Below are 21,125 nucleotides of genomic sequence, written 5' to 3'. Positions count from 1 at the left end.
TTCATCAAGACATTTTTTTGTAATATCTCAATAAATTAGCTGTTGAAGAATCATGCTGATTTGCAACTTTACCATTAAATTCTTGTAAAATTTTTGTTGCTAATTGCTTTCCTAACTCCACTCCAAACTGATCATAACTAAAAATATTCCAAATTATACCCTGTACAAATATTTTATGCTCATACATAGCGATAAGTTTCCCTAAACTTTCAGGTGTCAGCTTCTTAATAAAAATGGTGTTTGTAGGTTTGTTGCCTTTAAAAACTTTAAATGGAATAATACTTTCTTTCGTCCCTTCTGCAACGACTTCAGCTTCGGTTTTTCCGTTTAATAAAGCTTCAGTTTGCGCTAAAAAGTTTGATATTAATTTATCTTGATGATCTTGGTTGCCATGTAATGACTGGGCAAATCCAATAAAATCAGCTGGAATTAATTTTGTTCCTTGATGAATTAATTGAAAAAAGGCATGTTGTGAATTGGTTCCCGGTTCTCCCCAAATAATAGTTCCTGTTTGGTAATCAATAGGATGTCCGTTTCTATCAACACTTTTACCATTGCTCTCCATAATACCTTGCTGCAAATAGGTTGCCAACTGATTCAAATATTGTGAGTACGGAATAATGGCTTCACTTTCGGCATTAAAAAAGTTATTATACCACACACTAATTAGAGCGAGTATAACTGGAATATTGGAATTGAAATTCGCTGTTTTAAAATGTTCATCCATTTTGTTTGCCCCTTCAAGAAGACTGGCAAAATTAGTGTAGCCAACCGCTAAACTGATGGTTAAACCAACGGCACTCCATAACGAGAAACGTCCACCAACCCAATCCCACATTGGGAAAATGTTGTTTTCATCGATTCCAAAATCTTTTACTTTCTCAATATTTGTAGATACCGCCACAAAATGTTTAGCAATAGCTTCTTGGCTAGCTGATTTTAAAAACCAATCTTTTAGTGTATTAGCATTAGAAAGCGTTTCTTGGGTGGTAAATGTTTTTGAAACCACTACAAATAAAGTCGTTTCGGGGTTTAATTTTTTTATAACCTCATTAACATGATCACCATCAACATTGCTAACAAAATGTGTAGTTAAATGATTTTTATAATATTGAAGTGAATCAACCACCATAGCTGGTCCTAAATCTGAACCACCAATACCTATATTGACAACATCTGTAAATGATTTTCCTGTAAACCCTTTAAGTTCACCATTCACCACCTGATTAGTAAAGGCTTCAATTTTTTCTTTTACCTGATAAACCTCTGGTATGACATTCTCACCATTGACTTTAAATTCGGCTGATTTTGGAGCTCTTAGTGCCGTATGCAACACCGCTCTACCCTCTGTTTGATTGATAATTTCACCTGAAAACTGACTTGTAATAGCTTCTTTTAGCTTTATTTCTTCAGCTAACTCCAGAAGGTACTTCAAGGTTTCTTCGGTAATTCTGTTTTTTGAAAAATCTACATAAAAATCGTCCCAAGCCACGGTAAATTTGTCTGCTCTTGAAGCATCTTGAGCAAATAAATCCTTCATGTGTACATTTTTTACTTCTTTAAAATGTGCTTGTAACTTTTTCCACGCATTAGTTGTTGTAGGGTTAATAGTTGGTAGTGCCATGCTTAATGGGTATTTTGTGATATTAAATTATTCTGCTCTTCAAGTGCTACTTCTATAGATTCATCTATAACATCTATAGAATCAAAAGGAATGCTATCTAACTGTTTTTTTATAGGTTGAATGAAATTTAAATATTCTAGTTTTAAAGAATCTGAAATAGGTTTAGCTTCTGGCAATTTTTGCTTAAACGGGTCTACCTGTCTGCCATTTACCCAAAAACGATAACATACATGAGGGCCTCCTGTATTACCTGTCATACCAACCCAGCCTATCACATCACCTTGTTTTACAAACTCTCCCACTTTAACCTTACGCTTTTTCATGTGAAGGTATTGGGTTTCGTAGGTGGCATTATGGCGAATTTTCACATAATTACCATTACCGCCTCGGCGTTCAGACTTTGTTACGGTGCCATTTGCTGTAGCCATAATTGGCGTGCCAATAGGTGCCGCAAAATCGGTTCCTTTGTGAGCTCTTACCCGATACCCATAAACCGCAATCCTGCGTTTCAAGTTATAACGTGAAGAAATGCGACTAAACTTTACCGGAGCTTTTAAAAAGGCTCTTCGTAAGTTTTTAGCCTCTTCGTTAAAATAGTCGACAATACCTTTAACTGAATCCGTTTCAAACTCAAACGCATAAAAAGGTTCACTGTTATGTTCAAAAAAGGCTGCTTTTATATTATGGATTCCTGTATAAATGGTATCATCTATATATTTATCGGTATAAATAACCTTAAATCGATCTCCTTTTTGAAGGCGTCTAAAATCAATAGTCCAAGCATAAATTTCATCCGCTAACTTAAATGCCAATCTCGGACTTAAGCCTTTCTCCTCAAGGGTTTCAGAAATACTACTATTTATAATACCTGTAGCCGTTTTTTCAACATAAGTGATTGGCTTTCTACTGGTATAGGCATGTATAGAATCTTTGAAGTTTATAACCACATATTCCTCAAGATTAGGCTGATAAATAAAAGATTGTGGTAACTCTAAGGAGTCTTTAGAGCATAAAAGCGTATAGGGTCTCCCTACTTGAAGCCTTCTAATATCAAAGGTATCTTTGGCTCTCTCAGCAATATGAAATATTTTAGGGTAACCTACATTATTTCGTTCTAAAATCTCACCAAAACTATCGCCACGTTTTATAGTGTCTCGTTTTACAATATAATCATTTAACTTAAAACCAAATTCAAAGGTTTCTTTTGGTTTCTCGGTTACAGCAACAATATCTTCTTTAACGCCTTCTTGTTTTACTTCTTCCTTACAGGCTGCAAACAACACAGCCGTTACTAACAGTACTACTATATATTTGTTCCCCACGCTTCTTTTTCTTTCTCTGTCCATAAATCTGGAAAAAATATTCTTTTTTGATATTTTGGGTGCATATATTTTACCCATTCACTTCCTCCGGTGGCTTCGGCTGTTTCGCCACCAATATTTAAATAATGATTTGCCGTATTATAATGTGCCATAACCCATTTAATATTCACCGTAAAATCATAATGGCGCATGGCTTTTATCAACGCTCTGTTCCTTTGAGCTTCTTTGGATAACCCCTTGAATTTACTCCACAAATTGTTATTTTGATAAAATTTTGTAAATCTAATAAATTCTTCTTTATAGCGTTGTTCAAAAGCTGTTAAAGTGTATGTTTTTTTGCCTGTTTCGAAGTCCTTACCTGCAGCCTGCCAATACAAATGTTCAAAAGCATGTTCATAAGACGAATTCCTATCAATAGTATCTCTAAAACGTTTATCTATTAGATTGATTAGTTCTGTAGACGAAAACTCGATTTTTCTATACTGAGCGCTTTGAAAACCGCTTGCCGGTGTGAGCGTTGTTCTGAACTTGTTGTATTGCTCTATATCCATACCATCTTTCATGATACTAAATGAAGAAGTCAAGACATCAAAATAGCGACTAATACGCATTATTTTATCAGTGAATAGCTCTGGTTCAAGAATTTCTGCTCTAGCCACTTGTTCAATTTCACTCAAAATCATCTTAAAAAGTAACTCTGAAATTTGATGATACATGATAAATACCTTCTCATCAGGGAAATTGGTACGTTGAATTTGAAGATTTAAAAGCGCATCAGTATGTATGTAATCCCAGTAATTAATGGGCTTACTATGCAACAACCCCTCTAGATGCACATCAACATCTTGGTCAATGGTTTCATACTTTTCCTTTAATTTTTTTGAAATGTTGGAGTTCAAAAGACTTACTAATTTTTTACTACTATTTTAAAAGGATGCTTTAGCCCCTTAAAGGCCTCTAAATCTGCCCTTAAAGACCCTACCGCCAAATCTGCTTTAATACGCAAAGGTAGCTTATTTTTATCTTTTGAAACCCATAGCGTCAAACTTTCTTCTTCTTTAAAAACGCGGCCTGCCATAACATATGGCCTAAACTTTAACGATTCAATTTTTCCAAACTCGGTGCTTATTGTTTCTTCTCCAAGATACCTTAATTTGAACCCGTAGTTTTCTTCATCAAAAAACATATCTAAACGTACTTCATCACCAATCTTTAAAGCATCTGTTTTTAAATTATTTCTCAGGTAATAAAACGTAGATACCATATCTTGAATATTAGGCTTCGTATCAAGTGTTTTTTGTGTGTTATACTTTAAATTGTTTACAAAAGCTTTGTTGTTCTCTTGATCAAATTCAATTTCTAAATTTTTGGTATGCCCGCCTTCATCAATATCGCGTATAAACCTATACGGTAAAATGGTTTTCTTATCAAAAAAACTTTCATATCTATCTTTTACTTTAAAAAACCACTTAATCATACCAGTGGTCCACCCCTTACCTACAACATGATATACATCCTTCCCTTTATACTTCGCATCTTTTACAGTTAGTGTTGCATTACCCGCTTTTAACCAATTGCTATAGCTCATTCTGAATTTGAACCATTCACCCGTATCAAATGCTGATTCTTCTGGCTGCGCCACAACACACTGTGCGGTAATTAAAACAAAAAATATGAATATAATTTTTTTCATAGCTAAATATGTAATTTCATAGTAACTCTATTTGTTACAAGTTATTGTTCAATTAGAAATTACAATTACTGTTCCAAAAATATAAATTTTATTATAGTAGCTAGACTATAAAACGTTATAGTTATGTTAGGATTCTTCAATAACAAAATAAAAAAAGCCTGCTAAAATGCATAGCAGGTCTTATAAACACTTATAAAAATTATAGAGTACCTCTGTTGGCTTGCTCACGTTCAATAGACTCAAATAAGGCTTTGAAATTTCCAGCCCCAAAACCTTTAGCGCCCATACGCTGAATAATTTCAAAGAACAAGGTAGGTCTATCTTGAACGGGTTTTGTAAAAATTTGCAATAAATACCCTTCTTCATCGGCATCAATCATGATACCTAAATTTTTAAGGGTTTCAATATTTTCTTGTAGTTGATGACTATGTTCTTCTAAACGTCCAGGAACAGCTTTATAATAGGCTTCTGGTGGTTTTGACAAAAACTCAACGCCACGCGCTCTTAGTTGCGACACCGTACTTATAATATCATCTGTAGCAACCGCAATGTGTTGCACACCAGCTCCTTCATAAAAATCGAGATATTCTTCAATCTGAGATTTCTTCTTTCCTTTTGCCGGCTCATTAATTGGAAATTTTATACGGCCATTACCATTACTCATAACCTTGCTCATTAATGCTGAATATTCGGTATGGATCTGTTTATCATCAAAAGATAAGAAATTTTCAAACCCCATAACATCTTCATACCACTTCACCCAAGTATTCATTTGTCCCCAGCCTACATTACCCACCATGTGATCGATGTATTTTAAACCTGCTGGTTCAGGCTTATAGTCTGATTCCCATAATATGAAACCTGGCAAGAATGTGCCATAGTAATTCTTTCGTTCCACAAACATATGAACCGTTTCTCCGTAGGTATAAATACCAGCCCTAATAACTTCTCCAAAGTCATCTTTTTCAACCGAAGGTTCCATATAAACTTTTGCACCACGTTTTATAGTTTCCTCAAAAGCTTTTCTGGCATCTTCAACCCATAAGGCAATTACTTTTACGCCATCACCATGCTTTACAATATGCTTGTTGATTTCCGAGTGACTATTTAAAGGGGTCGTTAAAACCAATTTTATTTTATCCTGTTTAAGCACATAGCTCACGGCTTCCTTTGAGCCAGTTTCTAAACCTCTATAGGCATACGACTGAAACCCAAAGGCTGTTTTATAAAAATGGGCCGATTGCTTTGCATTACCAACATATAACTCGACGTAATCGGTTCCTAATAAGGGCAAAAAATCCTGAGCACCCTGAAATATTTTTTCTAAACCGTAGTTTACTGATTTTATTGTTTTACTCATTTTTTAAATTTTTAATATTCATGCTTCGTGTCTTAAACGACGCATTTTATATTCATAGAAGCCTGTTTAAATGCTATTTAAAATACACTAGAAACTTGGAATAGCCTCTAAATATTATTCTAACCAAGATGTGTAGTAAGTTTCATCAGCAATTTTCATAGCTTCTTCTGTAATCATTAAAGGCTTAAAAGTATCAACCATTACCGCTAGTTCTTCCGTTTTAGTTTTGCCTATACTGCGCTCTGTGGCTCCTGGATGCGGACCGTGTGGTATACCCGCCGGATGCAATGAAATATGTCCAGCTTCTACATCATTTCTACTCATAAAATCGCCATCAACATAATATAACACCTCATCGCTATCTATATTGCTGTGATTATATGGCGCAGGAATAGATAGGGGATGATAGTCATACAAACGCGGCACAAAACTACACACCACAAAAGCATCGGTTTCAAAAGTTTGATGTACTGGTGGGGGTTGATGAATTCTACCTGTTATTGGCTCAAAATTATGAATTGAAAAGGCATATGGATAATTGTAGCCATCATATCCAATCACATCAAAAGGGTGAGAAGCATACAGCATTTCAATAATATCATCCCTCTTTTTTACTTTAATCAGAAACTCTCCCGATTTATTATAAGTCTCTAATTCTTGAGGACGCCTAATATCACGTTCACAGAAAGGCGCATGTTCTAATAGCTGACCAAACCAATTGCGGTACCGCTTAGGGGTATAAATTGGTCGACGAGACTCTACGATAAACAACCTATTATCAGAACTATCAAAATCTATTTTATAAATAACCCCACGAGGTATTAAAAGATAATCACCATACTTGAAATTGATATTTCCAAACATAGTTCTTAGTTTTCCTGATCCTTTATGAATAAAAATTAGTTCATCTGCATCTGTATTTTTATAGAAATAATCTTGAGTAGATGCTGTTGGTGCCGCCAGCACAATACTGCAATCACTATTCACCAACACCGTTTTTCTACTCTCTAGATAATCTTTTTGAGGCTCTACTAAAAACCCTTTAAAACGATATGATTTGATATTGTTTTGAAAGGCAATTTTGGGAGACACACTGTACTGCTTTTTAATCGCTTTAACTTGTGTTGGGCGCTGTTCATGATAGCTGTTGGTATACATACCATCAAACCCTATAGTACCAAACAATTGTTCATAATACAAACTACCATCTGGTTTTCTAAATTGAATGTGTCTTTTAGGAGGAATACTTCCCAGTTTATGATAAAAAGGCATACTTTTTTATTTATAATAATTAATTGAACCTTTGGTTTTAAACCAACAAAACACTCTAACTAATTAGTAATTATAAAGATACAAAAAGTACACTCATTCAGGATTTCTCTTGATTAGGTAATGTAAAAAGGATAATAAATCTTGCCAAAAACAGGTCATAGTTTTACAAATATGATAATTTTTCATTGGATTTTAAAATGCCTCTACTACTTACTAAAACCAAAAGCCTAAATTAAAAAACCATTTACTCGCCTTTTGTTCTGGCGAATAACTATACTTTACCTGTATAGGACCTATAAACGTTTCAATACCGTAACCAAGCGTATATCCACGGTAATCTGGAAGAGTAAACCACTCGCCTGTATCAAAAATATCATCATCTATATTTGCCCAATTCCCTTCAAGCGTGATATGATTTTTTTTAAAAATTTCATAATCCATCATGGCAAAGGCCTTTACATAACTATTCCCTGCTAAGGATACAAAATCATACCCTAAAAAAGGCACTAAATTGTTAATAAGATGGTTTCCGTACCCTCCCAAAGCAAAATCTAAAGCTTTATCAGATTTACCTCCAAACTTAAATCCGCCACCCGTTTGTAAGTTAAAAGCCAGCTTATCAGTGATACTAAAAGCATATCCAAAAGTGGCTTTGGCTATTGAAAAGTTTGCAAACTCATCATTGTTTTCTGAAGCGTACAGATAAATATTTAAATTTCCATCAAAATACACCCCTTTATTAGGAAAATAAATATTATCGTAAGTGTCCAATTTCAAATTACCAAACAAACTAACATAGTTTTTTGACTGAAATTGAAACACTCTTTCAGGATTGTTTCCAGACAGTGTTTCTGAGTCAATTTCAAGATATTTATGTTCAGCACCCATACTTAACGAAAAATCTTTTCTAAATAAGGTTTGTACATAAAACCAATTTGAAAAATCTCTTAATTTTACATCAATTTTGTTCACTCCAGTTGTTAAACGCTCCATCTCTGTTAAAATAAGAGAGGCGTTAATATCTTTATCAAACTGATTATATCTTGATTTTAATCCAATGCTCCAATAAAAACCTTTGTCTATTAAATACTCAAAATTATAGCGCACATTATCTCCTAAAGCAAAATCAAAAGAAGCTACATCATTGTTGAAAAATAATCGTTTTCTTGTGAGATTCACTAATGCAGCACTTTTATAGAGATCATCATAATGCACGCCTAATTTTAGATACGTACTTATTTGGCTCTCTTTAAGATTTATCTTTAAATTATACCCTTCTTGTTCTTTTGAATCTTTTAATTGATACTCTACCGATTCAAAATTATTGGTAGCTACTAAATTATCCATCCCTTTTTCAAATTGATGATAGCTAATGGTTTGGCTATTTTTTAGTTTCAACTTACCTAACACATAAGATCTTGTATAATGGGTATTTCCATTTATATCAATAGCATTAATTTTTAAGCTGTCTATGTGTTGTGGCTTTGTTTTTACTTGTCTTTCTTTTGAAAGAACCGTCAACGCTTCTAGTGCTTTCCTTTGTTTAAATGCTGCATCTTCGCCTTTATCTATAATTGCCTGACCTTGACTAAAAGAGACAACGTTGAAGTTTGAAATATCAGGTTTAATATACAAATCTGTTTTCTTAACCTTTAATTTCATATCATTAATAGTACGGAAATTATTTATTTGAAGTAACACATCAGGCGCTGAAGTTAGCTCATTACGAGTCATCAAATCATCTTGCACATCTACTCCAATGATATAATCCATGCCTTTTGCACGCAATTCATCTACAGGATAATTATTAACCACACCACCATCAATTAAAACCTCATTATTAATTATAACCGGTTGAAATAAGGAAGGTAACGCCCCACTAGCCATTAAAGACTGCATTAAATTACCCTGATCTAAAACCACTTGTTTACCAGTTTCGACATTGGTAGCAATACAAAAAAAAGGAATTGGCAATTCACTGAAATCTTCTACCTCATTAACATGCAGAAACAACTTGGTAAATAAACTATAGGTGTTGTGCCCTTTTGATAATGCAGAGGGTAGTTTTATTTTAAATTTCCTAAAAGGCAACTTAACAGCATACTTTTCATCATTAGCACGTTCATCAAAAGCTTTTGAAGCCCTTGGTAAATCATCACTAATGATGTCATCAAAATCTACTTCATGAAAAATAGAATCTATTTGTTTGCCCGAGTAACCCGAGGCATATATAGCTCCAATTATTGCACCCATGCTTGTTCCTGCCACATAATCTATCTGAATTCCCAGGCTATCAATAACCTTTAAAACACCAATATGTGCTAGGCCTTTAGCGCCTCCACCACTTAAAACCAACCCTATTTTGGGTTTCGTTATATCCATCAATTCTTGCGCTTTCACAGAAAACGAAATCATCGCAAAGACACTACATATGATGACACTTTTATTCAAAACAGGATGAGATAAATTTTTACTCTCTATGAAAATGGTTATACACCTTAGCCGCTCTTGAAACCCCAACAACACCCTCCAACTCATCTAACTTAGCATAAGAAACCCGTTTGGCTGATTTAAAATGTTTTAACAAATCTTCAACGGTTTTTTCACCTACCCCTGGAATGGTTTCTAATTCTGTATTTAAAGCACTTTTACTTCTTCTATTTCTATGGTGTTCAATACCAAATCTGTGGGCTTCATTTCGAAGTTGCTGAATAATTTTTAAGGTTTCGCTTTTTTTATCTAAATATAAGGGAATTGGGTCATTTGGGTAAAATAATTCTTCCAAACGTTTCGCAATTCCGATAATAGCAATTTTACCTCTTAAGTTTAAAACATCTAAGCTTTTGAGTGCCGATGATAATTGCCCTTTGCCCCCATCAATAACAATAAGTTGCGGCAATGGTTGTGCTTCTTCCAACAGTCTTTTATAACGCCGGTATACCACTTCTTCCATAGATGCAAAGTCATCTGGTCCTGTAACCGTTTTTATATTAAAATGCCTGTAATCTTTCTTACTTGGCTTTCCATTTTTAAACACTACACAAGCTGCTACTGGGTTAGTGCCCTGAATATTTGAATTATCAAAACACTCTATATGACGTGGTTCTTCAGAAAGCCTTAAATCGGCTTTCATTTGCGCCATAATTCTATTAGCATGCCTGTCTGGATTAACAATTTTCATTTGTTTAAACCGCTCAAGCCTATAATACTTGGCATTTCTTAAAGATAAATCCAGAATATGCTTTTTATCACCCAACTTGGGTATTGTAACCTTAACTGATTCGCCTAGATTGACCTTAAAAGGCACAAAAATCTCTTTTGAATTGGAATTAAATCGTTGCCTTATTTCTGTAATGGCTAATTCTAATAATTCTTTATCGGTTTCATCCAGCTTTTTTTTAACTTCAAGTGTATGCGATCGTATTATGGAACCATAAGACAATTGTAAAAAATTAATGTAACCATAACTTTCATCACTTATTATTGAAAAAACATCAACATTACTGATTTTTGGATTGACTATGGTTGATTTAGCCTGATAATTTTCTAGCACTTCAACCTTTTCTTTTATTTTTTGTGCCTCCTCAAATTGCATCTGCTCAGCAAACTGAACCATTTGTTCTTTAAACTGAGATAAAGAATCTTTAAAATTTCCTTTTAAAATTTCCTTTATAGCCTTTATGTTTTCATTATAGGCAGCTTCTGTTTCAAAACCTTCACAAGGACCTTTACAATTCCCTAAATGATATTCTAAACAGACTTTGTATTTACCCGCTTGTATTTTTTCTTCTGCCAAATCATAGTTACACGTTCTTAAACTGTATAGACCTTTTATTAAATCTAACAGGGTATGTACTGTTTTTACACTAGTGTACGGACCAAAATATTCACTTCCATCTTTAAACACACGCCGTGTAGAAAACACCCTAGGAAAACGTTCTTTTTTTATACAAATCCACGGATATGATTTATCATCTTTTAGCATGACATTATAGCGCGGTTGGTATTTTTTAATAAGATTATTTTCTAACAACAGCGCATCCGTCTCCGTATCTACAACAACATGCTTAATATTGGCAATTTTTTTTACTAAAACTCGTGTTTTCCCACTATCGTGATGTTTTGTAAAATATGAGCTAACTCTTTTTTTTAAATTCTTTGCTTTCCCAACATAAATAATAGTACCTTCTTTATCATAATATTGATAAACTCCAGGTTGGCTTGGTAAGGTTTTTAATTGTATCTCTAAATCGGGGGTGTTCATTATTGTAAAGGTAATTATTTTAAAGGTTTTTAGTAAAAATCTGTCTTTTTAAAATGTGTTAAATATTTATAAGTTTTGTTTTTTGCATAGAATATTTATCTACATTACGCCACTTTTTTTAAAACACTAAAAAAAGATTTTATTTAAAACCAAACCTTAATTTTGAACATATTTCAGAATGCAAAAAAGTACAGAATTATAATATGTAAAACAGATGAGTAAAAAAATTATAGGTCGGGTTGATGTTTTAGATTTTCCAAAACTCGATTTACATAATATAGATGTTAAAATTGATACTGGAGCTTATACTTCAGCCATTCATTGCTCTGATATTATTGAAATAGACCATACACTGCTCTGCACTTTTAATAGTAGCACGCACAAAAATTTTGGTAAAACAGAAATTATATTTGAAGCTTTTAGCCGAACAGACGTAAAAAGTAGTAATGGTTTTAAAGAAAACCGGTACAAGGTAAAATCTGAAGTCGTAATTTTTGGTAAAACATATAAGATTAACTTAACTTTAAGCACTAGAGATGACATGAAGTTTCCTGTTTTAATTGGCAGGGAATTCTTAAGACATAAATTTATTGTTGACGTAGATTTAGTAAACGTCTCTTTTAATACGAAAACAGCATGAACATAGTCATTTTATCTAGAAACACTCAATTATATTCTACTGAACGCCTTATTGAAGAAGGCTTAAAGCGCGGGCATAAAGTAGAAGTTATTGATCCGCTTAAATGCGATATCATTATTGAAAAGGAAAAACCGACTATTTTTTATAAAGACCGCTATTTAAATTATGTTGATGCCATCATTCCTAGAATTGGCGCTTCTGTAACTTTTTATGGATGTGCCGTAGTACGTCAATTTGAAATGATGGGTGTTTTTACCATTGTAACCTCTGGTGCTATTCAGCGTTCTCGTGATAAATTAAGAAGTTTACAACGGCTTAGCAAAGCAGGAATTGGTATGCCTAAAACCGTATTTACCAATTACTCTAGAGATGTAAAAGAAGTTATTGAACATGTTGGGGGTACACCTGTTATTATTAAACTTCTTGAAGGCACACAAGGTCTGGGTGTTGTTTTAGCCGAAACTAAAAGCGCCGCTGAATCTGTTTTAGAAGCCTTTAATGGTCTTCAAGCCCGTGTTATTGTTCAAGAGTTCATTAAAGAAGCTAAGGGTGCCGACTTAAGAGCGCTGGTTGTAGATGGGCAAGTAGTTGGTGCTATGAAAAGACAAGGAAAAGAAGGTGAGTTTAGATCAAATTTACACCGAGGTGGTTCTGCCGAAATTATAAAGCTTAATCATGACGAATTAAAATTGGCCATGAACGCTTCAAAAGCATTAAACCTACCTGTTTGCGGTGTTGATATGCTACAATCTGCAAGAGGTCCTTTACTCCTTGAAGTAAATTCTACTCCTGGCTTAGAAGGTATTGAAATTGCTACTGGGCGCAATATTGCTAAATCTATTATAAGGTTTATTGAAAAAAACGCTAAATAAATGTCTAAACTAAAGGCAGATGTATTACATATTCTTGGTGAAACCATTATGCCAGGACAAAGTAAAGAGGTGAATTTTGATGTAGCTAACCTACATACTTCAACCCCTGTTAATGTTCCAGTAATCATTGAACGTTCTAAAAAACCAGGGCCAACCGTGCTTTTTACGGCAGGCATTCATGGCGATGAAGTAAACGGTGTTGAAATTGTACGCCAACTTATTGCTAAAGGTATTAATCAACCAAAAATTGGTACTATTATATGCATGCCTGTTATTAATGTGTTTGGATTTATCAACTTAAAACGTGAATTTCCTGATGGCCGAGACCTCAACAGGGTATTTCCTGGAAGCCCGACTGGTTCTCTAGCAGGCCGAGTTGCCCACAAGCTTATTCATGACGTTATTCCGCATGTTGATTTGATTGTAGACTTTCATACAGGTGGCTCGGGTCGGTTTAATGCACCACAATTACGCTATTTAAAAAAGGACACCTACCTAAATGACTTAGCTAAAATTTTTGGAGCGCCTTTTGTGCTCTATTCTAAAAATCTTTCTAAATCATTTAGAGCAACCTGTTCTAAATTAGGAAAACCGCTTTTGCTTTTTGAAGGCGGGAAATCGTTTCATATTGATGAGGTAGTAACCAATTCTGGGGTGAATGGTTCTAAACGCTTACTAAAACATTTAGGCATGTTAAAAACGGTTTTTAAGTCTACCAGACCAAAAAATGCTTGTGTTTTTATTGAAGAAAGTAAATGGCTTCGTGCTAAATATTCTGGCATGTTTAAAGCCAATACATCTATTGGTGCTTATGTTGAAAAAGATGATATTTTAGGTAATATTACCGATCCTTATGGGAAATTTAATTATTTTGTTAGAGCCCGATATACGGGTTATATCATTAACGTAAATGAGTCTCCTATTGTGTATCAGGGTGATGCTTTATTTCATATTTCAATAAAAATAAAAGACTAAATGGCAACCAAAACTACTTTGCGAAAAACCTATAAAGACAAACGAAAAAACCTTGATTTTGATGCTATTGAAGATTTGAGTCTAGCGATTTCAAATCAGCTTTTAAAACTACCTGTTTGGAACTATGGATTCTATCATATTTTTCTAACTATTGAAGACAAAAAAGAGGTGAATACAGATTATATTTTAAACATTCTTTCTGGAAAAGACAAACATATCCTCATTTCAAAAAGTGATTTTGAAACAGGAGAGATGTTTAATTTTTTGCTAACAGACAATACCGTAATTAAAAATAATGCCTATAACATTCCAGAACCTGTGGATGGTATTCCCATTTCAAATGATAAAATAGATGTTGTTTTTATTCCGCTTCTAGCTTTTGACAAACGTGGTAACCGCGTAGGATATGGCAAAGGATTTTATGATAAATTTTTAGCCCAATGCAAGCCAGAAACCATAAAAATTGGGCTTTCATTTTTTGAAGCTGAAGACCACATTGCAGAGGTTACCAGTAATGATATTCCATTAAACTATTGCGTTACTCCAAACACAATTTATCAATTTTAATCATTACAGTTTTCACAGTATACAGCCCTAAGGTAATTATTGTCTAATATTTGAAAAGTAACACCACCATCTTCTATTGCTTCAAATAATTTACAAAAACGTGGTTTATTAATGTTTATCGCATTTAACAAAATCGTTCTATAATCTACATCTTTTACAAACTCATTTCTAATAATAGTAAGATTTAAAAAGTAAAACAATAGGTTTTCATCTATATAAATACTCCTTGCCTTGTTCTCTAAAAGATCAACAGAAAATTCTGTTTTAGCATAATAGCTAAAAAACTGAGCTAAACTTAAATAATCATATTCCGACAACGAAAATTTGTCATAATGGTCTTTAATAAAGGTTACGGCTTTATCTTTATTCTTATAATCTCTGTTTCGCATTAAATTTTCAGCCCTAATAATATTAAAGTTTACTATCATTCGAGTTATTAAATCATCTCCGATACCATATTGTTTCAAATCATAAATTTGCTTCTCTAATGCATCTTCATTAATTTCAATAGCGTTGTAACGCCATAGCTGAAGTTTAAGTACCGCTACATTATATTTTATTTTTTTGCTGTTAGGCATGAGTTTTTCAAGCTCCAGCATTTCATTATAAACCAATAACACTTCCCTAAAATCAAGCATATACCTAAACGCTGCATTATTATTTCTAATTTGAACATACTTATCACTCATAGGCACTGCCATCTGACTTAAAATATCGGAAGTAACTTCACCAGACTTTATTTTTTCAAAAATGGAGTTTTGAATACGTCTTGCTGCCGCCTCTTGATTTAAACGAACCGCTGTATTGAAATTAATAAGCAATTCTTTGGGAGACACCCCTTTGTATTCATAAATTTTTTCAAGTTCCATTTCTAAAACAGCCTTTCTATGATGTTTCAAAATGGACTCCATGTCTCTTGATAGCTTACCAGCAATAGCATCCTTAATGTCATTTTTTGTTAAAGACAATAAATACTCGTACTTGGTTCCTTTTATGTCATTTAAAAACTCTACCCAATTCTCGGCCGTAGACACAGTTGTTTGAATAGTTGGCTTTTGAAATTTCTGTAATGCCGAAATAATACTGTTGGCTCTAAGTTCCTGAAGCTCTAAATTTCTTGTTGTTATACCTTCAATTGAAGAATATGACTTTACCTTAATGGTCTTAATATTGAAATCGGTTAGCCGTAACGAATCGTAAATAGGTTTAATATCTTGTTGCGAATAATTAGATTTATTTTTTTGGAAGGGAATATCAAACTTTAAAATTTTGTTTCTAATGAGTGTGCTCTTAGACTCAGAAGACTGTACTTTTTTAGGGTTGTAGGTTAAGGAATCTAAATACATGCCCATATCTAACAACTCCCATTGATAGGACTCCAACTCATAAATAACATAGTATTGACAAAGTGTTTTGTTACTCAAAAATAGAATATTAAACTCTGATTTTTGATTCAGATATGCCTCAGGAATAGTTCCTATTTTTACTCGAAATAAATCATCAGCATATGGTTTCAATCCAGCTTTTAAGGCTTTAGCATAAACGGGCTCTAGAAGTTCACCTTTTATTTGAGAACTGGCCACAGAACCTAAACCACAGGCATACCTTTTCTTCAATACAACATCAATAGCAATGCCGTCACCAGATTTGTTAAATAGGGTCTCAAACCATTTTTTATCGTTGACTTGAAAATATAGATTATTACCTTCTCGTTCAATTGAAAACCGAACGCCTTTAGGTTTCTGCCTAAACGTTTCTATACACTGTTTACAATCTTTTTCTCGATTGTCTCCATTCAGAATAATATCAAATGTATTTTGCGCGAATAAAAATTGAGAGAATAAAATAAGGATGATAGGAATGTATTTACCTTTCATTAATTGAGGGATTAAAATAAATAATAGCAATAGGTAAATATAGTAAAAGTAAATTCGAAAATATTTACCTGGAAAACCTTTTATTGGATATTCTTTTTAGAAAAAGCTTTTTTATTGAAAAGAAGCAACATAATAAACCCAGCGCTTATAGCAACATCGGCAATATTAAAAACAGGTTCAAAGAAATTAAAACGCTTACCTCCGTATAAAGGCACCCATTGAGGCAGATCAACTTCTATTAGTGGAAAGTATAGCATATCTACCACACGCCCATAAAGCAATGACTCGTACCCCCCTCCTTCCGGCATAAAACTAGCCAATTGACTTGTACTGTCATTAAATAAAACGCCATAAAACACCGAATCAATAATATTACCTAAGGCGCCTGCAAAAATCAAGGCTATAGCAATAATTAAAATTGTAGATCCTCCCTTTTTAGTGGTGTTATATAACCAATAGCCTATGCCAAATATGGCAAAAACTCTAAATAAGGTTAAGGCTACCTTTGCTGTTCTATCTGATATAAAGGACGTAAAATCACTTATTTTTGTTCCCCAGGCCATCCCATCGTTTTCTATAAAGTATATTTTAAACCAACTAAATACGTCAATACTTTCATGAAGTATAAAATGTGTTTTTACATATATTTTACTGATTTGATCAACCAACAAAACGATGACAATAAGAACGATAGATTTTTTTAACGACATAACATCTAAACAAAAAACGCCTCAAGGCATGAGGCGTTTTTATAAATGACTCTTTTATACAATTATTGTTGCATATTTTTTGCTTCAATACTTAATGTAGCATGTGGCACAAGCTCTAAACGTTTTTTATTGATTAATTTACCCGTTACACGGCAAATACCGTAGGTTTTATTCTCTATACGAATAAGAGCATTTTTTAAATCACGAATAAATTTTTCTTGACGAATAGCTAATTGAGAATTTGATTCTTTACTCATCACGGCACTCCCTTCATCAAAAGCTTTAAAGGTCGGTGATGTATCTTCAGTACCGTTATTATGATCATTCATATAGGCACTTTTTATCAACTCTAAATCATGCTGAGCTTTTTCTATCTTCTCTGTAATTAATGCTTTGAATTCTTCCAATTCAGCATCAGAATATCTTACGCTGTCTCCCATAGTCTTAATTTTTTTGGATAAATAATTTGGTACATACATCATCAAATACAATTTCTATACCATCTTCTACTTTATCAATTATTTCAAGTTCATTTGTTAATGTTTCAGACTTAATGTAGGTTATATTGGCATCAACGGCATTTACAACCTGTTCATCTTTTTGGAGCGTTACATTGATTCTATCAGTAACTTCAAAGCCTGAATCTTTACGTAAATTTTGAATTCTATTTATCAATTCTCTGGCAATACCTTCTCTACGTAAATCATCAGAAATAGTAACATCAAGAGCCACTGTTAAAGCTCCTTCATTTGCAACCAACCACCCTTCAATATCTTGTGAGGTGATTTCTACATCTGAGCGTTCTAATGTAATATTTTTTCCGTTAATATCAACCTCTAAACTCCCATTTTGTTCTATTTTGTTAATATCTTCAGGTGTAAAGTTAATTACTGCTTCAGCCACGGCTTTCATCTCTCTCCCAAAGCGCGGTCCTAGCACTTTAAAATTAGGTTTTATCTGCTTAACCAAAATATCTGAAGCATCTTCTAAAAGCTCTATCTCCTTAATATTTACCTCATGTTTTATTAAATTTGATACTGCTAAAATTTCCGCTTTTTGTTGGTCATTAGCTACTGGAATCATAATTTTTTGAAGCGGCTGACGTACCTTAATCTTTTCCTTAGCTCGTAAAGACAATACCAATGAGGATATGGTTTGTGCATTTTCCATTTTACGCTCTAAGCTTTTATCAACAAAAGCCTCATCAAACTTTGGAAAATCTGCTAAATGTACACTTTCAAAATTTTCTTTCTTGGTTACTGCATTAAGGTCTAAATAAAGCCTATCCATGTAGAACGGTGCTATTGGAGCCCCAAGTTTTGCCAAGGTTACCATGCATGTGTACAAGGTTTGGTAGGCCGAAATTTTATCTTGTTCATACTCACCTTTCCAGAAACGTCTTCTACTTAATCTAACATACCAGTTACTCAAATAATCTTGTGTGAAATCTGAGATAGCTCTTGCTGCTTTTGTTGGCTCATAATCAGCGTAAAACTTATCAATTTTATTGATTAAGGTATGTAATTCAGATAATATCCAGCGATCTAATTCTGGTCTTTCCTCAAGCGGAATATCTGACTCGGCATAAGTGAATTGATCTAAATTGGTATATAAACTAAAAAAAGAGTACGTGTTATAAAGGGTTCCAAAAAATTTACGCTTTACCTCTTCAATACCATCACTATCAAACTTTAAATTATCCCAAGGATTAGCGTTTGAAATCATATACCAACGTGTGGCATCAGCCCCATAATTCCCTAGGGTTTCAAATGGATCAACGGCATTACCTAAACGCTTAGACATTTTTTGTCCGTTCTTATCTAAAACCAGTCCGTTAGATACGACATTTTTATAGGCTACTGAATCAAAAACCATGGTTCCAATAGCATGAAGCGTGTAAAACCACCCTCTTGTTTGATCAACACCTTCAGCAATAAAATCGGCAGGATAAGACGTCCCTTTGTCTATCAATTCTTTATTTTCAAACGGGTAATGCCACTGCGCGTATGGCATAGAGCCAGAATCAAACCAAACATCAATTAAATCGCTTTCACGATACATCTTTTCACCCGATGGCGCTACCAAAACAATAGCATCAACAATATTTTTATGCAAATCGATTTTAGCATAATTTTCTTCGGAATTATTACCAACTTCAAAATCTTCAAAAATATCTTTTTCAAGCACGCCCGCGGCGACAGCTTTGGTCATTTCAGCTTTTAATTCTTCAACTGAACCAATGCAAATCTGTTCTTTTCCATCTTCAGTTCGCCAAATAGGCAACGGAATACCCCAATAACGCGAACGCGATAAATTCCAATCATTGGCATTAGCTAACCAATTTCCAAAACGCCCTGTTCCGGTTGCTTTTGGTTTCCAATTAATGGTTTCATTGAGTTCAAACATTCTGTCTTTTACATCAGTCACCTTGACGAACCATGAATCTAGCGGGTAGTAAAGAATGGGTTTATCTGTTCGCCAGCAATTAGGATAACTGTGTTTATATTTTTCAACTTTAAACGCTTTATTCTCTTCCTTTAGCTTTATAGCAAGTTCTACATCAACAGAGCGCTCTGGTGCTTCACCATCATTGTAGTATTCATTCTTAACATATTTACCTGCAAACTCACCCATTTCTGGTCTGAATCTACCTTGTAAATCAACAAGTGGAACAAGATTTCCATTATCATCTTTCACCAGCATAGGTGGTACTTCAGGCACAGCCTGTTTAGCCACTAAAGCATCATCTGCACCAAAAGTAGGAGCGGTATGCACAATACCTGTACCATCTTCAGTAGTTACAAAATCGCCCGAAATCACTCTAAAAGCATTTTCAGGGTTATCATGAGGCAAAGCGTATGGTAATAACTGTTCATATGTAATACCAACTAAATCTTTACCCATAAATTCTTTTACAATATAAAACGGAATCTTTTTATCTCCTGCTTTATACGAAGCAAGTTCTGAGGACTCTTCAACCTGCTTAAACTTGCCAGAAAATTGATATCCTACAAGTTTTTTAGCCAACACCACTTTTACAGGCTCAAACGTATATTGATTAAACGTTTCAACCAAAACATACTCAATTTTAGGACCTACAGTTAATGCTGTGTTGCTTGGCAAAGTCCAAGGTGTGGTTGTCCATGCTAAAAAGTGAATAGCACCTAAGTTTTGTAAAAAGTCAGGTAGCGTATTAGAAATCGCTTTAAACTGTGCAACCACCGTAGTATCTGTAACATCTTGATACGTTCCTGGTTGATTCAACTCATGCGAACTTAAGCCAGTACCTGCTTTTGGGGAATATGGTTGAATGGTATAGCCTTTATACAAAAGGTTTTTATTATAAATTTGCTTAAGCAACCACCAAACGCTTTCCATATATTTGGGTTCATAGGTAATGTACGGATGATCCATATCTACCCAATACCCCATTTTTTGGGTTAAATCATTCCAAATATCAGTGTAACGCATCACCGCTTTTCTACAAGCGGCATTATAATCTTCCACCGAAATAGATTTCCCAATATCTTCTTTTGTAATGCCAAGCTCTTTTTCTACACCTAATTCAATAGGTAAACCATGGGTATCCCAACCTGCTTTTCTTTTTACCTGATAACCTTTTTGAGTTTTATAACGACAGAAAATATCCTTAATAGCGCGCGCCATAACATGATGAATACCTGGCAATCCATTTGCAGAAGGAGGTCCTTCAAAAAAGACGTAGGATTCACGATCTTCTCTTGACGTTACACTTTTTTCAAATATGTTATTTTCCTGCCAGTATTGTAGAATTTCATTTGCTACATTAGGCAGGTCAAGTCCTTTATATTCAGGGAATTTCACGCTCATTTACTCTAATTTCTTATAAGTTCGCGAATTTAAGGAATTATCCTTGAAAAATTTTCATTTTAAAACAAAAATAGACCACTCTAACGAATGATCTATTTAG

The 21,125-nt window shown here is 33.9% G+C and carries 16 protein-coding genes; 4 read left to right on the top strand and 12 right to left on the bottom strand.

What is annotated here, in order from left to right:
* Positions 1 to 4: 4 nt before the first annotated feature.
* The 8 genes from pgi to uvrC all read right to left on the bottom strand — a co-directional run bounded on the left by pgi (position 5) and on the right by uvrC (position 11,535).
* The gene (pgi, locus tag KFZ70_RS06375; protein WP_139695955.1) at positions 5 to 1,624 is read right to left on the bottom strand and encodes a glucose-6-phosphate isomerase; all 1,620 of its coding nucleotides are present in this window, start codon (positions 1,622 to 1,624) and stop codon (positions 5 to 7) included.
* A gap of 2 nt (positions 1,625 to 1,626) precedes the next feature.
* On the bottom strand, positions 1,627 to 2,970 hold the full coding sequence (locus tag KFZ70_RS06370; protein ID WP_139695957.1) for a peptidoglycan DD-metalloendopeptidase family protein: 1,344 nt from the start codon (positions 2,968 to 2,970) through the stop codon (positions 1,627 to 1,629).
* Positions 2,928 to 3,845 carry a tryptophan 2,3-dioxygenase family protein gene (locus KFZ70_RS06365; RefSeq protein WP_139695959.1) on the bottom strand — a complete coding sequence of 306 codons (918 nt, stop codon included), beginning with the start codon at positions 3,843 to 3,845 and terminating at the stop codon, positions 2,928 to 2,930. The genes KFZ70_RS06370 and KFZ70_RS06365 overlap by 43 nt, the downstream gene beginning before the upstream one ends.
* A gap of 8 nt (positions 3,846 to 3,853) precedes the next feature.
* Positions 3,854 to 4,639, bottom strand: a complete 786-nt coding sequence (locus tag KFZ70_RS06360; protein WP_139695961.1) for a DUF3108 domain-containing protein — start codon at positions 4,637 to 4,639, stop codon at positions 3,854 to 3,856.
* A gap of 199 nt (positions 4,640 to 4,838) precedes the next feature.
* Entirely contained in the window at positions 4,839 to 5,999 is a 1,161-nt protein-coding gene (hppD, locus tag KFZ70_RS06355) for a 4-hydroxyphenylpyruvate dioxygenase (RefSeq protein ID WP_139695964.1), read from the bottom strand.
* A gap of 114 nt (positions 6,000 to 6,113) precedes the next feature.
* Complete coding sequence (locus KFZ70_RS06350) at positions 6,114 to 7,271, bottom strand: homogentisate 1,2-dioxygenase (RefSeq protein WP_139695966.1); 1,158 nt, start codon at positions 7,269 to 7,271, stop codon at positions 6,114 to 6,116.
* Between the two features lie 213 nt (positions 7,272 to 7,484).
* Positions 7,485 to 9,653, bottom strand: coding sequence for a patatin-like phospholipase family protein (locus tag KFZ70_RS06345; protein ID WP_233244021.1), 2,169 nt, complete (start codon positions 9,651 to 9,653; stop codon positions 7,485 to 7,487).
* Between the two features lie 88 nt (positions 9,654 to 9,741).
* Positions 9,742 to 11,535: an excinuclease ABC subunit UvrC gene (gene uvrC, locus KFZ70_RS06340; protein WP_139695970.1), complete on the bottom strand. Its 1,794-nt coding sequence runs from the start codon at positions 11,533 to 11,535 to the stop codon at positions 9,742 to 9,744.
* 214 nt (positions 11,536 to 11,749) lie between these two features.
* On the opposite strand from uvrC, the gene KFZ70_RS06335 reads away from it, so the two are divergent.
* From KFZ70_RS06335 to KFZ70_RS06320, 4 genes are read left to right on the top strand one after another with little or no spacing between them, the layout of a single operon-like run.
* Positions 11,750 to 12,175 carry a RimK/LysX family protein gene (locus tag KFZ70_RS06335; protein WP_139695972.1) on the top strand — a complete coding sequence of 142 codons (426 nt, stop codon included), beginning with the start codon at positions 11,750 to 11,752 and terminating at the stop codon, positions 12,173 to 12,175.
* Complete coding sequence (gene rimK, locus KFZ70_RS06330; RefSeq protein WP_139695974.1) at positions 12,172 to 13,047, top strand: 30S ribosomal protein S6--L-glutamate ligase; 876 nt, start codon at positions 12,172 to 12,174, stop codon at positions 13,045 to 13,047. The genes KFZ70_RS06335 and rimK overlap by 4 nt, the downstream gene beginning before the upstream one ends.
* Complete coding sequence (locus tag KFZ70_RS06325) at positions 13,048 to 14,022, top strand: succinylglutamate desuccinylase/aspartoacylase family protein (protein ID WP_139695976.1); 975 nt, start codon at positions 13,048 to 13,050, stop codon at positions 14,020 to 14,022. It begins immediately after the preceding gene.
* On the top strand, positions 14,023 to 14,589 hold the full coding sequence (locus tag KFZ70_RS06320; RefSeq protein ID WP_139695978.1) for a 5-formyltetrahydrofolate cyclo-ligase: 567 nt from the start codon (positions 14,023 to 14,025) through the stop codon (positions 14,587 to 14,589).
* Here KFZ70_RS06320 and KFZ70_RS06315 read toward each other — a convergent pair.
* From KFZ70_RS06315 to ileS, 4 genes are all read right to left on the bottom strand, one after another.
* A complete protein-coding gene (locus KFZ70_RS06315) occupies positions 14,586 to 16,466 on the bottom strand; it encodes a hypothetical protein (RefSeq protein ID WP_139695980.1) in 1,881 nt (626 codons plus the stop codon). The two genes, KFZ70_RS06320 and KFZ70_RS06315, sit on opposite strands and share 4 nt — an antisense overlap.
* An 80-nt stretch (positions 16,467 to 16,546) precedes the next feature.
* Complete coding sequence (locus KFZ70_RS06310) at positions 16,547 to 17,176, bottom strand: lipoprotein signal peptidase (RefSeq protein ID WP_139695981.1); 630 nt, start codon at positions 17,174 to 17,176, stop codon at positions 16,547 to 16,549.
* A gap of 62 nt (positions 17,177 to 17,238) precedes the next feature.
* Entirely contained in the window at positions 17,239 to 17,616 is a 378-nt protein-coding gene (locus KFZ70_RS06305) for a TraR/DksA C4-type zinc finger protein (RefSeq protein WP_199240662.1), read from the bottom strand.
* A 4-nt stretch (positions 17,617 to 17,620) separates the two neighbouring features.
* Positions 17,621 to 21,025 (bottom strand): isoleucine--tRNA ligase, encoded by a 3,405-nt coding sequence (ileS, locus tag KFZ70_RS06300; RefSeq protein WP_139695983.1) that lies wholly within the window; start codon positions 21,023 to 21,025, stop codon positions 17,621 to 17,623.
* Positions 21,026 to 21,125: the final 100 nt, after the last annotated feature.

The organism is Allotamlana fucoidanivorans, assembly GCF_045788535.1.
In the GTDB taxonomy this organism is placed as follows: Bacteria; Bacteroidota; Bacteroidia; order Flavobacteriales; family Flavobacteriaceae; genus Allotamlana; species Allotamlana fucoidanivorans.
The sequence above is the reverse complement of the archived record's forward strand: the minus strand, read 5'-3'. Positions and strand labels throughout refer to the sequence as shown.

What these genes read in the sequence shown, in the direction of transcription:
- pgi (WP_139695955.1), bottom strand. Translation starts at nt 1,624, where the DNA reads ATGGCACTACCAACTATTAACCCTACAACAACTAATGCGTGGAAAAAG.
- KFZ70_RS06370 (WP_139695957.1), bottom strand. Translation starts at nt 2,970, where the DNA reads ATGGACAGAGAAAGAAAAAGAAGCGTGGGGAACAAATATATAGTAGTA.
- KFZ70_RS06360 (WP_139695961.1), bottom strand. Translation starts at nt 4,639, where the DNA reads ATGAAAAAAATTATATTCATATTTTTTGTTTTAATTACCGCACAGTGT.
- hppD (WP_139695964.1), bottom strand. Translation starts at nt 5,999, where the DNA reads ATGAGTAAAACAATAAAATCAGTAAACTACGGTTTAGAAAAAATATTT.
- KFZ70_RS06350 (WP_139695966.1), bottom strand. Translation starts at nt 7,271, where the DNA reads ATGCCTTTTTATCATAAACTGGGAAGTATTCCTCCTAAAAGACACATT.
- KFZ70_RS06345 (WP_233244021.1), bottom strand. Translation starts at nt 9,653, where the DNA reads ATGGATATAACGAAACCCAAAATAGGGTTGGTTTTAAGTGGTGGAGGC.
- uvrC (WP_139695970.1), bottom strand. Translation starts at nt 11,535, where the DNA reads ATGAACACCCCCGATTTAGAGATACAATTAAAAACCTTACCAAGCCAA.
- KFZ70_RS06335 (WP_139695972.1), top strand. Translation starts at nt 11,750, where the DNA reads ATGAGTAAAAAAATTATAGGTCGGGTTGATGTTTTAGATTTTCCAAAA.
- rimK (WP_139695974.1), top strand. Translation starts at nt 12,172, where the DNA reads ATGAACATAGTCATTTTATCTAGAAACACTCAATTATATTCTACTGAA.
- KFZ70_RS06325 (WP_139695976.1), top strand. Translation starts at nt 13,048, where the DNA reads ATGTCTAAACTAAAGGCAGATGTATTACATATTCTTGGTGAAACCATT.
- KFZ70_RS06320 (WP_139695978.1), top strand. Translation starts at nt 14,023, where the DNA reads ATGGCAACCAAAACTACTTTGCGAAAAACCTATAAAGACAAACGAAAA.
- KFZ70_RS06315 (WP_139695980.1), bottom strand. Translation starts at nt 16,466, where the DNA reads ATGAAAGGTAAATACATTCCTATCATCCTTATTTTATTCTCTCAATTT.
- KFZ70_RS06310 (WP_139695981.1), bottom strand. Translation starts at nt 17,176, where the DNA reads ATGTCGTTAAAAAAATCTATCGTTCTTATTGTCATCGTTTTGTTGGTT.
- KFZ70_RS06305 (WP_199240662.1), bottom strand. Translation starts at nt 17,616, where the DNA reads ATGGGAGACAGCGTAAGATATTCTGATGCTGAATTGGAAGAATTCAAA.
- ileS (WP_139695983.1), bottom strand. Translation starts at nt 21,025, where the DNA reads ATGAGCGTGAAATTCCCTGAATATAAAGGACTTGACCTGCCTAATGTA.